Source organism: Curvibacter fontanus (genome assembly GCF_054780335.1).
In genome coordinates this window covers 16,284-31,204 of record NZ_BAAGWN010000046.1, presented here as the reverse complement: position 1 = coordinate 31,204, position 14,921 = coordinate 16,284, and the positions used below count along the sequence as shown (strand labels likewise).

Here is a 14,921-nt window from a genome sequence, read left to right as displayed (position 1 = left end):
GGCGTTTTCAGCTCCTGCCGGCCTGCTGGTGTTGGCGCCAGCGCGCCAGCAGGCTTTCCGCCGGTTCGGGGCGGCCGTGCAGGTAGCCCTGCTGGATGACCTGGCCGCGTGCATTGAGGAAGTTGGCCTGCTCGATGGTCTCCACCCCTTCGGCCACCACCTTCAGGCGCATGTGGCGCGCAACCGAGAGGATGGCTTCCACCAGGGCGGCGTCGCTGGGGTCGGTGGGGGCGTCCTGCACGAAGCTGCGGTCGATCTTGAGTTCGTGGATGGGCAGGCGCTTGAGGTAGGCGAGGGACGAGTAGCCGGTGCCGAAGTCGTCCAGCGAGAACTTCACGCCCAGGCTGGTCAGGTGCGACATCTTCTGCACCACGACCTCCATCTGGCCCATCACGATGTTCTCGGTGATCTCGATCACCAGGTCGTCGGGTGAGGCGCCGCTGGACTGCAGGATGTCCTGCACCACGTGCACGAAACCGGGCTGGTGGAACTGGCGCGGGCTGATGTTGACGGCGATGGGCAGGCGCAGGCCGTCGCGGCGCAGCGCGCCCAGGTGGGCGCAGACGGTCTGCAGCACCCAGCGGCCCAGCTCGGTGATGAGTTCGCTTTCCTCGGCGATGGGGATGAAGTTGCCCGGTGCGATGAGGCCCTGCTCGGGGTGCAGCCAGCGCACCAGCGCCTCGGCGCCGATGACGCGGCTCTGGGCATCGACCTGGGGCTGCAGGTACACGCGAAGTTCGTTGGCCGCCAGCCCGCGGCGCAGGTCGCGCTCGATCAGGAAGCGGCGGCTGATGAGCTGCTCCATGGACACGTCGAAGAAGGCGGTCTGGCCGGTGCCGCCGTCCTTGGCGCGGTGCAGCGCGGTGTCGGCGCGGCGCAGCACGTCGCCCGGGTTGTCGGCCTCGCCCTGGGGCAGCAGGGTGATGCCCACGCAGCAGCTGATGTTGAGGGCTTCGCCCTGTTCCAGCTCGAAGGGCGCGTCCAGCCGCTCCTGCAAGGTCTGGGCCAGCCGCAGGGCCAGGGCGCTGGCGCCTTCGCCGTCGGCGTCACCGGCGTGCAGCAGGATGGCGAACTCGTCGGCACTCAGGTGGGCCAGGCGGTCGTCGGCATGCAGCAGGCCGCCCAGGCGTTGCCCGACCTGCTTGAGCAGCTGGTCACCGGCCGCATGGCCCAGCGCGTCGTTCACGGTCTGGAAGCGGTCGAGGTTGAGCAGCAGCAGGGCGCACTGCTGGTGGGTGCGTGCATGGGCCTGCAGCACTTCCTGGATGTCCACCAGCAGGCGGTGGCGGTTGGGCAAACCGGTGAGCGGGTTGAACCAGGCCAGCTGGTGGGCTTTTTCCTCGGCGTCCTTCTGCGCGGTCAAGTCCAGCTGCACGGCCAGGTAGTGGCTGACCTGGCCCTGCGCATCACGCACCGGCGCCACGTTCATGCTCTGCACATAGTCGCGCCCGCTCTTGTGGCGGTTGATCATCTCCCCGTGCCAGGCCTGGCCGGCGTTGAGCGTGAACCACATGGACGCGTAGACCTCGGGCGGCGTGCGCCCGGATTTCAGCAGGCGCGGGCTGTGGCCCAGCACTTCGTGGCGCTGGTAGCCGCTGGTTGCCACGAAGGCCTGGTTGACGTATTCGATGTTGCCGTCCAGTCCGGTGATGATGACACTGGCCGGGCTCTGCTCGATGGCCTGCGAGAGCTGCAACAGCTGGGCCTGGTCTTTCTTGCGCTGCGTGATGTCGCGCGTGACGCCCAGCATGCGCGTGGCCTGGCCGTGTTCGTCCGACAGCAGGGTGCTGACGGCCTCCACCTGCACGCGGTGGCCGTCCTTGTGCACATTGACGTTCTCGCGTGTCACCGTGCGCTGGTTCTCGTCGCCGCCCTCGACGGCCTGGCGCCGCAGGCGCAGGCGCTCCCGGGCCGCCTCGTGCGCGTCGGGCGGGATCATGTCGTAGAAACCGAGCTCGGTGACTTCGGCGGGTGTGTAGCCGAAGAGCCGTTCGACCGAGGGGCTGGCATACAGGAAGCGGTCTTCGTCCATGTCGTAGAGCCACACCACGTCGCTGCTGTTCTCAGCCAGCAGGCGGTACTGAGCCTCGCTCTCGCTCAGGGTCTTCTCGATGCGCCGCAGTTCCTCCAGGTCGTGCTGCGAGCGCAGGCGGCGCTGGCGCTCGTTGTGCAGGTACAGCGCACCGCCCAGGGCCAGCAGGGCCAGGGCACCGGCCAGCATCATCCAGGCGCTGCGCACCAGGGCGTTCTGCAGCAGTTCGGCGCGGTCCTGCTTGGCCATGAGCCACCAGCCGGTGTCGCCGATGCGCTGCGTCACTGCATAGGCATGGACGTTGCGGTAATCCACGCCTTCGATCAGCTCGCCCGGCGGCACCTCGCCGCGCAGCACGCGCGCGGCCAGTTGCGGCGCGTCCGCGGGCAGGGTCTTGCGCAGCGCGGCGTCGCGTTCGTGGCGCAGGTCGCTCAGGAACAGCAACTGGTCGTTGTCCTGGCGGAACAGGAAGGTCTCGGCGCTTTTCTGCGGCAGCGGCCAGTCGGTCAGCGCCGGGTGCACGTAATCGGGCGGGTCGATGTGCAACACCAGCGCGGCCGGGTGGTGGGAGTCCGCTGCCAGCGGGCCTACAAAGGCCAGGCGCAGACGGCCCTGCGGGTCGCGCCAGGGGCCGGCGCGTTTGGGCTCACCCAGGGTCAGGGCCTGCAGTACCTCCAGGTGCAGGGTCGGATCGGCGAAGGGCGTCGCTTCAGCGGGGCGCAGCATCAGCTCGGGCTCCTCGCTGTCGAAGATCCGGTGGCCCTGGGCATCGATGATCTCCATGCGCGGAAACACCGAGTCCTTGACGAAGGTTTGCAGGAACTGCTGCAGCTCGCGGCCATGCTCGGGCTTGCCGGTCTCGCGCCAGAGCAGCCACTGCTGGCGCAGATAGGGCGCGTTCTTGGCCCAGGAGGCGTCGCTCAGGCGCTCCGTGTGCCAGGTCGAGATTTCGCGCGCCTTCGATTCCGAGATGGCCAGCAGCTGCGCATAGGCGCGCTCCTTCTCCTCGCGCAGGCTGTTCCAGATGGCCAGCACCACCAGCGCCGTCACGGCGGCGGCCAGCAGGGCGAAGATGGCAAATGGCAGGCCGCGGCGCTCGCGCGACAGCTGCGGCTGGGCCGCCGGGGCGGGCTGCTGACGGCGCAGCATGAGGTACAGCAGGGCCGAGGTCACGGCCACGAAGACCCAGTCCTTGAAGGTACTGGCCAGCAGGATCAGGCCGGGGTCCCCGAACAGCCAGTCCACCGCCTGGTCCGACAGCAGGATCCACAGCGCCGCAAAGCAGGCGTAGACCAGCACCACGGTGGCCGCCCGGCGCGAGGAGGCGGGCGGCGAACGGGGGGCTTCGGGGCTGCTCATGCGGGCGTGTCAGAGCGCGAAGATTTTCCCGGGGTTCATGATGTTCTTGGGATCGAGCGCGCGTTTGATGGTGCGCATCATGTCCACCGCGCCGGTGCCAGCCTCGTCCACCAGGAAGCCCATCTTGTGCAGGCCCACGCCGTGTTCGCCGGTGCAGGTGCCGCCCAGGCGCAAGGCGCGCTGCACCAGCTGGTGGTTGAGCTGCTCGGCCGTGGCGCGCTCAGCCGAGCTGTCGGGGTCTATCAGGTAGCCCATGTGGAAGTTGCCGTCGCCTACGTGGCCGACCATGAAGTAGGGGATGCCGCTGGCCTCGACCTCGGCCACGCTTTCGAGCACGGCGGTGGCCAGCTGCGAGATGGGCACGCAGGCGTCGGTGGTGATGGCGCGGCAGCCCGGGCGCGACTGCAGGCCCGCGAAGTAGGCCATGTGGCGCGCGCTCCACAGCCGGGTGCGCTCTTCGGGTGTGCTGGCCCATTCGAAGGCGTTGCCGCCATGCTCACCGGCGATCTCCTGCACGGTCTCGGCCTGCTCCTTGACGCCGGCGGGTGAGCCGTGGAACTCCATGAGCAGCAGCGGCTCCTCGCGCAGGCTCAGCTTCGAATGGGCGTTGACGGCGTGCACGGTGTTGGCGTCGATCAGTTCCACGCGCGCGATCGGAATGCCCATCTGGATGATCTGGATGGTGCTGCGTACCGCGGCCTCGATGCTGGGGAAGGAGCAGATGGCGGCCGAGATGGCCTCGGGCAGGGGGTAGAGCTTGAGGGTGATTTCGGTGATCACACCCAGCGTGCCTTCGCTGCCCACGAAAAGGCGCGTGAGGTCGTAGCCGGCGGAAGACTTCTTGGCGCGGGTGCCGGTGCGGATGACGTCGCCGCTGGCGGTGACCACTTCCAGCGCCAGCACGTTCTCGCGCATGGTGCCGTAGCGCACGGCGTTGGTGCCGGAGGCGCGGGTGGCGCTCATGCCGCCGATGCTGGCGTCGGCGCCCGGGTCGATGGGGAAGAACAGGCCCGTGTTCTTGATCTCGTCATTGAGCTGCTTGCGCGTCACGCCGGGTTGCACGGTCACCGTGAGGTCTTCGGCATGGACTGCCAGGACCTTGTTCATGCGGCTGACGTCGATGCTGATGCCGCCCTGGACGGCCAGCAGATGGCCTTCGAGCGAGGAGCCCACGCCGAAGGGGATGACGGGCGCCTCGTACTGGCCGGCCAGGCGCACGGCTTCGGCCACGTCGGCCGTGCTTTCGGCAAAAACCACGGCCGAGGGCGGGGGTACGCTGGTGTAGGCCGATTCGTCGCGGCCGTGCTGTTCGCGCACCACCAGGGCGGTGGAGCAGCGCTCGCCGAAGCGGGCCTTGAGAGCCGCAACCAGGGCCGAGGGCACCTCGCGCAGATGGACATCGGGTTGCAACTGGCTGGCGTGGGCGGGTGCGTTCATGGTGGTCTCCGTGCCCTGGGGGCGGCCCCAGCGCCGGGGCTGGGGAATAATGGGGTGAATCCGGCCCCGAACCCGAAGGAACGCGGCAAGACCACATTCTGATCCAAGGCGGCCATCATGGGAAATCGTCTCACGCAAATTGCCACCCGCACCGGCGACCAGGGCACCACCGGCCTGGGCGACAACCAGCGGGTCTCCAAGAACAACCTGCGCGTGCACGCGATGGGGGACGTGGACGAACTCAATTCCAACATCGGTCTGCTGCTCTGCGAGGCGCTGCCCCCCGACGTGCGCGAACTGCTGGTGGAGATCCAGCACCAGCTCTTCAACCTGGGCGGCGAGCTGTCCATACCCGGCTACGAGCTGCTCAAGGGCGAGGCGGTGCTGGCCCTGGACCAGGCGCTGGCGAAATACAACGAACAGCTGCCGCGCCTGCAGGAGTTCATCCTGCCCGCAGGCTCGCGCGCCGCGGCCCTGGCCCATGTCTGCCGCACCGTGGCGCGCCGCGCCGAGCGCGCCCTGGTGGCGCTGGGGCAGGAGGAAGCCATCAAGGACGCCCCGCGCCAGTACCTGAACCGCCTGTCCGACCTGATGTTCGTGCTGGCGCGTGTGCTCAACCGCATGAACGGCGGCGACGATGTCTACTGGAAGAGCGAGCGCCTGCAGGGCCAGGCCCCGGGCTGAGCGCCTGGGGCTGGTGGCGGGCCTGCTGCTGGCCTGGGCGGTGAGCGCGGCCGGCGCCAGCGCGCGCTACCGCTGCGAGGCGGTCTATCTGCCGGCGCGCACGAGCTGGGTGCGCAGCGTGGAGATCGTCTACGACGGCCGGCAGCTGCGCGCCGTGTGGATCGACGGGGCCCCGGCCCATCGTTTTGCGGTCAGCGGCACGGTGATCCACACAGCGCTGGACAACGAACGCATCACTTTCGACACGGCCAACCTGAGCTGGCAGAGTGATCTGCGCGGCCTGGTCCATGCCCAGGGGCGCTGCGAGCGGGAATGAGAGAGCCTGCCGGAGCAGGGGCGGGTCCGTTCAGCGCTTGTTGCCCAGTTCTGAGCAGGCGCGGGCCAGGGGCAGGGCGGTGATGTCTGCGGCCAGAGGTATGGGCTCGGTGCCCGGGTAGATCACCAGCTTGCGCTGCGGCTTCAGATCGTCACAGGCGATGTGAAAACCGCGCTCCAGCCTGGGTGCCAGGCTGCGCTTGATCTCGATGGCCCATAGGGTGCCGTCGGGCCAGTGCAGCAGCAGATCGATTTCGGCGCCGGCGCTGCTGCGGTAGAAAAAGCCCTGGGCTTGCGGTGTCGCGCTGGCCAGCAGGTTCTCGATGACAAAGCCTTCCCAGCTGGCGCCGACGACCATGTGCGACAGCAGGGCGTCGACGTTTTCGATGTCCAGCAGCGCGTGCACCAGGCCGCTGTCGCGCACATAGACCTTGGGTGACTTGACCAGGCGCTTGCCGGCGTTGTTGTGCCAGGGCGGCAGGCGGCGCACCAGCAGCAGGGCGCAGAGCAGGTCGAGGTAGGCGTGCGCGGTCTTGGCGTCCACGCCCAGATTGCGCGCGAGCTGGGCCACGTTGAGCAGGCTGCCCTGGGCGTGGGCCAGCATGGTCCAGAAGCGGCGCAGGGTGTCGGCCGCAATGCGCGGGCCGAACTGGGGGATGTCGCGCTCCAGGTAGGTGCGGATGAAGTTCTGGCGCCAGCGCAGGCTGCGTGCATCGCTGGGGGCCTGCAGACTTTCAGGGAAGCCGCCGCGCAACCAGAGACGGTCCTGCGCTTCGGCCCCGGTTTCCATTACGAGCAGGGGGCCGAGTTCCAGGTAGGCGATGCGGCCGGCCAGGCTTTCGCCCGACTGCTTGAGCAAGTCCAGTGCGGCGGAGCCCAGCAGCAGGTACAGGCCGGTGCGCCGTTTCTGCCGGCGCGCCTGGTCGATCAGGCCGCGCAGCACGGGGAACAGCTGGGGCGTGCGATGCACTTCGTCCAGGATGACCAGCTTGTCCAGATGCCCGGCCAGATAAAGCTCGGGTTGCGCCAGCTTGGCGCGGTCGCGTTCGGACTCCAGATCCAGGTAGAGGCTGGGGCGGGAGCGGGCCGCTTCCAGGGCCAGCGTGGTCTTGCCGACCTGGCGTGGCCCCAGCAGCGCCACAGCCGGGTTGTGCTGCAGCTCGTCGAGCAGGAGAGGGTCAAGATGCCGTTCAAACATCCTTGCAATTATGGAGTATCACCCCATGAATTGCAAGGATGATCTAGGCTCAGCGCTTGCGGTTGAGCAGCGCGTACAGCAGGATGGCGCCGAAGGTGGCGGTGCCGATGCCGCCCAGCGCGAACTGGCCGAACTTGAGCGTGAAGTCGCCCGTGCCCAGCACCAGGGTGATGGCGGCGACGATGAGGTTCTTGTTGTCGCTGAAGTCCACCTTGTTGTCGACCCAGATCTTGGCGCCGGCCACGGCGATGAGGCCGAAGACCACGATGGAGACGCCCCCCATGACGGGCAGGGGGATGGCCTGGATCACGGCGCCGAACTTGGGCGAGAAGCCCAGCAGGATGGCGATCAGCGCGGCCACGAAAAAGATGGCGGTGGAGTAGATCTTGGTCGCCGCCATGACGCCGATGTTTTCGGCGTAGGTGGTCACGCCCGTGCCGCCGGCGCCGCCGCTGACCATGGTGGCCACGCCGTCGCCGATGAAGGCCCGGCCCATATAGGCATCTAGGTTACGGCCGGTCATGGCGGTGACGGCCTTGATGTGGCCCAGGTTCTCGGCCACCAGGATGATGGCCACGGGGGCGATCAGCAGCATGGCGTTGGCTTCGAACACCGGCGCGGCGAAGTTGGGCCAGCCGAACCAGGCGGCGTTCAGCACCCCCGACAGGTCCATGGGCTTGCCCAGGCCCAGGCCGTTGGTGAGCACAGCGTAGATGACGCTGGCGACGATCAGGCCCACGAGGATGAGCAGGCGCTGGACCATGCCCTTGGTGAGCACAGCCACCAGGCCCACGCAAACGAAGGTGACGAGCTGCATCCAGGCGTCGAAGTTGCCGGCGGCCATGTTCTTGACCGGGATGCCGGCCAGGTTCAGGCCGATCACCGCGACCACCGCGCCGGTGACTACCGGGGGCATGAAGCGCTCGATCCAGCCGGTGCCGATGGCCTGCACGATGACGCCGATCAGGGTGTAGACCGCGCCGCAGGCGATGATGCCGCCCAGGGCCAGGCCGATGTTGGCGTTGGTGCCCTGGCCGGCATAGGCCGTGGCGGCGATCACCACGCCGATGAAGGCGAAGCTCGAACCCAGGTAGCTGGGCACCTTGCCGCCGGTGATGAAAAAGAAGATCAGGGTGCCGATGCCGCTCATGAGGATGGCGATGTTGGGATCGAAACCCATGAGGATGGGGGCCAGCACGGTGGCGCCGAACATGGCGATCACGTGCTGCACGCCCATCACGGCCGTTTGCGGCCAGGGCAGGCGTTCGTCGGGGGCGATCACCCCGCCCTGCTGCAGCACGCCTGCGCTTTTCTCGGTCCATTGAAAGAGGCTCATCGATGCGTCTCCTGGATGTTGGGGTGCCTGCGATGCTAGGCCATTTGCCCGAAAACGCCCAGCGTATGGGGTGACGGACGCAAAATGCGGCAATATCCGCGTTGTTTTTCAATCTCTTGCAGGAATGACTGGACCATGATCCCGATCGACCCCGCCGCCCGCGCCAACGTGACCCTGATCGACCACCCCCTGGTGCAGCACAAGCTGACCCTGATGCGCAAGAAGGAGGCCAGCACCAGCAGCTTTCGCCGCCTGCTCAATGAACTGGCCAGCCTGATGATCTACGAGGTCTGCCGCGACATGCCGCTGCAGGACGTGCAGATCGAGACGCCGCTGGAGACCATGACGGGCCGGGTGATCGACGGCAAGAAGCTGGTGTTCGCCAGCATCCTGCGCGCGGGCAACGGCATCCTGGACGGCGTGCTCTCGGTGGTGCCCGGCGCGCGCGTGGGCCACGTGGGCCTGTACCGCGACCCCAAGACCCTGCAGGCCGTGGAGTACTACTTCAAGATGCCCAAGCAGATGGAGGAGCGCGACGTGGTGGTGGTCGATCCCATGCTGGCCACGGGCAACTCGGCCGCGGCCGCCGTGGCACGGCTCAAGCAGTGCAAGCCCCGTTCCATCAAGTTCCTGTGCCTGCTGACCTGCCCCGAGGGCATCAACACCCTCTACAAGGAACACCCGGACGTGCCGGTCTACACCGCCGCCATCGACCGCGAGCTCAACGACCACGGCTACATCCTGCCCGGCCTGGGCGATGCGGGGGACCGCATCTTCGGTACGCAATAGGGGCTGCGCAGCGGGTCGTGCTCATGCAGAACTACTGGCTCATGAAATCCGAGCCGGGCGAGGTCTCGGTGGACGACGCCCTGGCCGCGCCGCGCGCCACCGTGCCCTGGACCGGGGTGCGCAACTACCAGGCGCGCAACTTCATGCGCGATGCCATGCGCGCGGGCGATGGTGTGCTGTTCTACCACTCGAGCTGCGCCGAACCGGGCATCGTGGGCCTGGCGCAGGTGGCGTCCACGGCCTACCCCGATCCCACGCAGTTCGACCCGGCCTCGCCCTACTTTGATGCGGCCTCCAAACCCGAGGCGCCGCGCTGGCTGCTGGTCGACGTGCAGGTGCTGTGCAAGACGCGCAACCTCACCCTGCCCGAGCTGCGGGCCGATGCCGAACTGGCCGAGCTGCTGGTGCTCAAGAAGGGCAACCGCCTGTCCATCACGCCGGTGGAGCCGCGCCACTGGCAGACCATCCTGCAGCGTCTGGGCGTGGCGGGCGAGCGCATCTTCGGTTCGTCATAGAGGACGGGGCGACTTTTTTCACGAAACACCGGTCATGGTGTTGCCCCTCTCGCTGCGGCACTTGAATTCGGGTAATCTGGTTCTCAGGATCCACAGGCGGGGTGTTGTCGTGAATGAGCGCAGGCAGTTTCTGGTAGGCGGCGGGCAGCTGGCTCTGGCCGGCGGCCTGCTGCAGCCGGCGGCGGCCACAGCACCGCTGCGCGCCTCCATTTCCGTGCCCGGCCCCGGCAACCTGCTGCACCTGCCGATACCCCTGGCCGGCAAGATCGACGCCGACCCGGCCGAGGGTCTGCAGCTGGACATCCGCTACACCGGTGGCGGGCCACAGGCCATACGCTCCATGCTGGAGCGCAACAGCGATTTTGCGGCCGCCGGTCTGCCGGCACTGGCCCTGCAGAAGCTCAGTGGCAAACCGGTGGACCGTTTCCTGCGCGCCCCCGATCCCGTGGCCAAGGACCTGAGCGTTCGCAGCCTGGTCGATGCCCGCTGGGCCGGGAGCATGCCGTGACATCCGCGAGCCGCCGCGTCCTGCTTGTCCAGGCGGCCCGCCATGCCCTGGCCTGGCCGCTGCTTGCGCAGGGCCTGGGCGCGCGGGCCCAGGCTGTCAGGACCGAGCCGGTGACGATTTCAGCGGTCGGGCCGGGCCATCTGCTGCTGCTGCCCATCACGCTGGCGGCCAGGATTGGCGCGGACCAGGCCGAGGGCCTGAAGTTCCATATCCACTACGTGGGCGGCGGGCCCATGGCTTACCGCGACATGCTGATCGGCAACGCCGACTTCGGCGCGGCCGGCATGCCGGGGATGGCGGTCCAGCGGCTGGCGGGCAAACCCGTGGTGGCGGTCATGCCCATCACCCAGGTGCCGGCCTATACCCTGGTGGTGAGCCAGCGCCTGCGCAGCCGCGTGAAAACCGTGGCCGATCTGAAGGGCCTGGTGATCGGCGGGCGGGCGGGTTCGCAGCTCATGGCCGAGTACATCCTGCGCCAGGCGGGCGTGGACCCGGGGCGCACGAACTTCGTGGCCGTCAACCTGACCTACGAGAACCAGCATGCGGCGCTGGCCAGCGGCACGATCGACGCGATGATGAGCGACGAGCCTTTTGCCACCCGCCTGGTGGAGGCGCGAGTGGCTTTTGTGCTGGAGGATTACCACGGCCTGGCCGACACGCGCAGGCGCCTGGGCGGCCTGTTTCCCAACGGGGTGGTGGGTTGCAGCGAGGAGCTGATCGCCCGCCGTCCTGAGCTGGTGGACAAGCTGGTGAAGGCGCTGCGCCACACGCTGCTCTGGATCGAGCAGCACTCCGCACGCGAGATCGTCGAGCAGCTGGCGCCGGCCACCGAGGCCGAACGCGTGGCCTTGCTCAAGGTGCTGACGACACGCAAGAACATCTACTCGCGCGAAGGGCGCTTTTCCGAGGAGCAACTCGATGCGGTGGACCGCTTCATGCGGACCATCGAGGGCACGCCACGAGGCCGGGCCTTTCGCGTGCGCGACATGATCAACAGCACCTGGGCCGGGCGCATGCCCTGAGCCGCAGACGACGCCACCTGCCATCATGCCGCCCCCTACTTTCGAGCCGACACGGGCCGATCCTTCGATCTGGAAGGAGGTCGCGTGGCACAGCCTGCAGCGCCAGCTGGTTGCCCGTTTCGCCCTGGTTTTCCTGCTGGTCACGCTCAGCGGCAGCTTGCTGGCCCTGCTGGCTTACCAGGCGCTGGCCCAGCAGGCCCAGCGCCGCGCCGCCGATGAAGCGCTGGAACACCTGAGCCGCAGTTACACGGCCCTGCAGGACAACTGGCTGCGCAATGCCGACGAGGTGAAGGCGCAGATCGATTTCATGCGGGTGTTCGCCCAGGGAGAGCCGGCCGCCAACTGGCTGCGTCTGCGCGCCTATTTCGCCGCGATCGAGGGCAAGCTCGACCGTTTTCCCTCGGGCGTCGTGCTCAGCGATGCCGGCCGGCCGGTCTTCCGGTACGGACAGGAGGGCGTGGAGCTGAGCCGGCATTTCACCCTGGGGCGCCTAGAGCCGCGCTGGTTCTACAGCGCCGACCATCGCGCCGTGTTCGCGGTGCTGAGCGTGCCGCTGTGGCTGGGCGACCAGGGCACGGGCCGCCTGGTGCTTCTGCAGCCGGTGGACCACGGGGTGTTGCGCCAGCTCAGCGCCTCGGGCGTCAATCTCTTTCTGGTGCACAAGGGCCAGGTGCTGGCCAGCTCCGGCGGTTCGCAGGACTATGGTCGACAACTGTCCGGCGACTACAGCGGCCCCATCCTCGAAGGAGAGCAGTTGCAGGAGCAGCGCCTGCTGCCGATGATCGCGGACGATGAGAGCGCGCCGCGGCTGGTGTTGCGCCAGAACGTGCAGCAGGTCCTGTCCCCGGCGCTGGTGCTGCTGGGCAGCTTTGCGCTCATGGCCTTGCTGGCTGCCGTGCTCTGGCTGGTGCTGGGGCGCTGGGCCAGCTGGCTGGCCGTGCGCATCGCCCACCTCTCGCAGGCGACCAGCCTGTTCGCGCGCGAGCACGCACTCAGCGCTTCGGTGGAACGGGCGCTGGAGCAGGCCCGCTCCGACCCCGATGAAATCGCCGAGGTGGCCGAGGCCAGCCGCACGCTGATGCAAAGCGTGCTGCAGCACGACGAAGAGTATTTCGGCCACCTGCAGACCCTGGACATGCTGGAGGAGGGCGTGGTCGAGCTGGCCGCCGATGGCCGTTACCTGCGTGCCAGTCCGGGCTGGGCGCGTCTGGCCGGCATCGAGATGCAGTCCGGCGCGCGCATCTTCGATCACATCCACCAGGAAGACGTGGAGAACCTGCAGCAGCAGTTCGTGCAGTTGTCCGAAGGCGAGAAGAGCAGCCTGAGCGGGCGCCTGCGCCTGCGCCGCCCCGATGCCAAGGAGCTGTGGATCGAGTACCGCTTCATCAGCGGCACGCGCCGTGGCGGCAGCGTGCGCGGCGTGCTGCGCGACATCACGCAGAGCTACCAGCTTGAAAAACACGTGACCCACATGGCGCTGCACGACGCGCTGACCAGCCTGCCCAACCGCGTGCTGCTGGAGGACCGCTGCAAGATGGCGGTGCGCAGCGCCGAGCGCAACGGCCTGATGGTGGCCCTGGGTTTTCTGGACCTGGACCACTTCAAGCACGTCAACGACCAGTTCGGCCACAAGACCGGCGACGAGCTGCTGGTGGCCTTGTCCGGGGCCATGCGCCACTGCCTGCGCGCCGGCGACACGCTGGCGCGCTGGGGGGGCGACGAGTTTGTCGTGCTGCTGACCGACCTGGGCAGCCAGACCGACGCCGAAGAAGCCATCAGCAAGCTGGCGGCGGTCTGCCAGAAGCCGATCCGCCTGGGCGAGGCCGATTTCAATGCCACTTTCAGCATGGGCGTGGCCCTGTTCCCGACCGATGCCGAGACGGTCGAGACCCTGCTATCGCAGGCTGATCGCGCCATGTTCGCGGCCAAGCAGCAGGGCCGCAACACGGTGCGTTTTTTCTCCGAGATCGCGCAGCGCGAGGAGGACCGCAAGGCCCTGTACATCCAGAACCGCCTGGCCACGGCCATCCGCGAGGGCAAGATTCAGACCTGGTTCCAGCCCATCGTGGACGCGCGCACGCGCCGCGTGGTGAGCTGCGAGGCGCTGGCACGCTGGCAGGACGAAACCTATGGCTGGGTTTCGCCGGCCACCTTCGTGCCCATGGCAGAGAACCTGGGCCTGATCCGCGAGATGGGACAGCAGGTCTGGAAACAGGCCATCGAAAGCCTGCACCGCTGGCGCCAGCAGGGGCTGGACATGCGCATCTCGGTCAACGTCTCGCGCCGCCAGCTTTTCACGCCCACCTTCACCGCCGACCTGCTGGAAGACCTGGACCGGCTGGCGATTCCCGTTTCGGTGGTGGACCTGGAGATCACCGAGAGCGTGGCCATGGAGGACGCCGAGCACACCGAGAAGCGCCTGGCCGAGCTGACCGAGGCGGGTTTCGGCATCGCCATCGACGATTTCGGCACCGGTTTTTCCTCGCTCTCGCAGCTGCACGACATGCCGGCCTCCAAGATCAAGATCGACATCTCCTTCGTGCGCCGCGCCAAGACCGAGCAGGGCAGCCAGCTGATCCAGGCCGTGGTCAAGATCGCCTCGGCCTTCGGCCTGCAGACCGTGGCCGAGGGCGTGGAGACCGAGGACATCGCCGACGTGCTGGCCGCGCAGGGGGTGACCCTGCTGCAGGGGTATCACTTCGGCAAGCCCATGAGCGCCGAGAGTTTCGGCCGTTACCTGGTCGAGAACTTCAGCGTGACCTGATGCCGACGAAGTCGGCCACGCCGGCCAGCACGGCCGGGTCCTTGAGTATCTTCATGTGTCCCAGCCCTTCCGTGGCCTGCAGCTGCGCCCCGGGGATGGCCCGGGCGTAAGCTTCGCCGTCGGCAAAACGGTTGACGCGGTCGCCGCGGTCGTGCACCACCAGGGTGGGCACGCGGATGCGCGGGCCGACCGCCGACGGCTCGAACTGCGGCATCAGGATGCCTTCGCGCGCCTCGATGCGCCGCTGCATGGCGCTGCGGGTGGGCTCGCTCAGCCCGAACATGCGCGCAAACAGCTGCGTGTAGGCGTGCGGCGAAGCCGGTGGTGCCAGCATCACCAGGCGCTGCACGGCCAGGCCGCGGCTGAGGGCGTGGGCCGCCGCGTTGGCGCCCAGGGAATGGGCCACCACCGCATGCAGTGTCAGGCCGCTGGCCTGCAGCCGCGCGGCCGCGTACTCGACGGCGCGCGCGAACTGCGGCAGGTTGCTGGTGCTGCCGGCGCTGCGCCCGTGCGCCGGCATTTCCAGGATGAGGGCCTGCAGGCCCTGAGCGGCCACGGCCGCCGCCAGCGGCAGCATCTGGCCGGCGTGTCCGCCCCAGCCGTGCACCAGCAGCACGGCGGGCGCATCACCGGCCACCGTGCTGTCCCGGTACAGCGTGAGGCCGGCACGTTCGAAGGGCCAGCGCTCGATCTGCCAGTGCGCCGGCCAGGCGCGGGGCCGGCGCAGCCAGCGCGGCGGCAGCGGCGTGCTGAAGAGGTGCTGGGCCGCGCGCACCGCCAGGCCGGGCCAGAGCTGCTGCGAGAGCGACAGGCCCAGGCGGGCCAGGCGGACGAGGGCGCTGTTGCCGTAGTAGCTGGCGCCGGCGGTCTGGGGGCTGGTGGACATGGCGGGGTTCCTCAGAAAAAAATCCAGTCGCGGTTGCTGCGCGGGATGCTGCGCAGCGATTTGAGGGCGGCGATCA

At 68.3% G+C, this 14,921-nt stretch carries 12 protein-coding genes; 7 read left to right on the top strand and 5 right to left on the bottom strand.

The genetic code is table 11. The annotated features are described in order from the left end of the window. Positions 1-7: 7 nt before the first annotated feature. Together ACYVH8_RS16335 and ACYVH8_RS16330 are read right to left on the bottom strand one after the other, a co-directional pair. Positions 8-3,391 (bottom strand): putative bifunctional diguanylate cyclase/phosphodiesterase, encoded by a 3,384-nt coding sequence (locus ACYVH8_RS16335; RefSeq protein WP_460489870.1) that lies wholly within the window; start codon positions 3,389-3,391, stop codon positions 8-10. A 9-nt stretch (positions 3,392-3,400) separates the two neighbouring features. Further along, positions 3,401-4,828 (bottom strand): FAD-binding oxidoreductase, encoded by a 1,428-nt coding sequence (locus ACYVH8_RS16330; protein ID WP_460489869.1) that lies wholly within the window; start codon positions 4,826-4,828, stop codon positions 3,401-3,403. Between the two features lie 117 nt (positions 4,829-4,945). Here ACYVH8_RS16330 and ACYVH8_RS16325 point away from each other — a divergent pair, with 117 nt between their 5' ends. Then, positions 4,946-5,512: a cob(I)yrinic acid a,c-diamide adenosyltransferase gene (locus ACYVH8_RS16325; RefSeq protein WP_460489868.1), complete on the top strand. Its 567-nt coding sequence runs from the start codon at positions 4,946-4,948 to the stop codon at positions 5,510-5,512. Positions 5,513-5,525: 13 nt separating this feature from the next. Next, positions 5,526-5,828 (top strand): hypothetical protein, encoded by a 303-nt coding sequence (locus ACYVH8_RS16320; protein WP_460489867.1) that lies wholly within the window; start codon positions 5,526-5,528, stop codon positions 5,826-5,828. Between the two features lie 30 nt (positions 5,829-5,858). On the opposite strand, the gene ACYVH8_RS16315 is transcribed toward ACYVH8_RS16320, so the two are convergent. Further along, a complete protein-coding gene (locus ACYVH8_RS16315) occupies positions 5,859-7,025 on the bottom strand; it encodes an ATP-binding protein (RefSeq protein ID WP_460489866.1) in 1,167 nt (388 codons plus the stop codon). A 49-nt stretch (positions 7,026-7,074) separates the two neighbouring features. Then, the gene (locus tag ACYVH8_RS16310; protein ID WP_460489865.1) at positions 7,075-8,361 is read right to left on the bottom strand and encodes a solute carrier family 23 protein; all 1,287 of its coding nucleotides are present in this window, start codon (positions 8,359-8,361) and stop codon (positions 7,075-7,077) included. A 135-nt stretch (positions 8,362-8,496) separates the two neighbouring features. Here ACYVH8_RS16310 and upp point away from each other — a divergent pair, with 135 nt between their 5' ends. From upp to ACYVH8_RS16285, 5 genes are all read left to right on the top strand, one after another. After that, positions 8,497-9,150 (top strand): uracil phosphoribosyltransferase, encoded by a 654-nt coding sequence (gene upp / locus ACYVH8_RS16305; protein WP_460489864.1) that lies wholly within the window; start codon positions 8,497-8,499, stop codon positions 9,148-9,150. Positions 9,151-9,173: 23 nt separating this feature from the next. After that, positions 9,174-9,665 carry an EVE domain-containing protein gene (locus tag ACYVH8_RS16300; protein WP_460489979.1) on the top strand — a complete coding sequence of 164 codons (492 nt, stop codon included), beginning with the start codon at positions 9,174-9,176 and terminating at the stop codon, positions 9,663-9,665. Between the two features lie 109 nt (positions 9,666-9,774). After that, positions 9,775-10,173, top strand: coding sequence for a hypothetical protein (locus ACYVH8_RS16295; RefSeq protein WP_460489863.1), 399 nt, complete (start codon positions 9,775-9,777; stop codon positions 10,171-10,173). Further along, on the top strand, positions 10,170-11,195 hold the full coding sequence (locus ACYVH8_RS16290; protein WP_460489862.1) for an ABC transporter substrate-binding protein: 1,026 nt from the start codon (positions 10,170-10,172) through the stop codon (positions 11,193-11,195). The genes ACYVH8_RS16295 and ACYVH8_RS16290 overlap by 4 nt, the downstream gene beginning before the upstream one ends. Positions 11,196-11,220: 25 nt before the next feature. After that, entirely contained in the window at positions 11,221-13,959 is a 2,739-nt protein-coding gene (locus tag ACYVH8_RS16285) for a putative bifunctional diguanylate cyclase/phosphodiesterase (protein ID WP_460489861.1), read from the top strand. Here the strand turns inward: ACYVH8_RS16285 and ACYVH8_RS16280 are convergent. Beyond that, the gene (locus tag ACYVH8_RS16280; protein WP_460489860.1) at positions 13,946-14,845 is read right to left on the bottom strand and encodes an alpha/beta fold hydrolase; all 900 of its coding nucleotides are present in this window, start codon (positions 14,843-14,845) and stop codon (positions 13,946-13,948) included. The genes ACYVH8_RS16285 and ACYVH8_RS16280 overlap by 14 nt on opposite strands. Positions 14,846-14,921 lie beyond the last annotated feature (76 nt).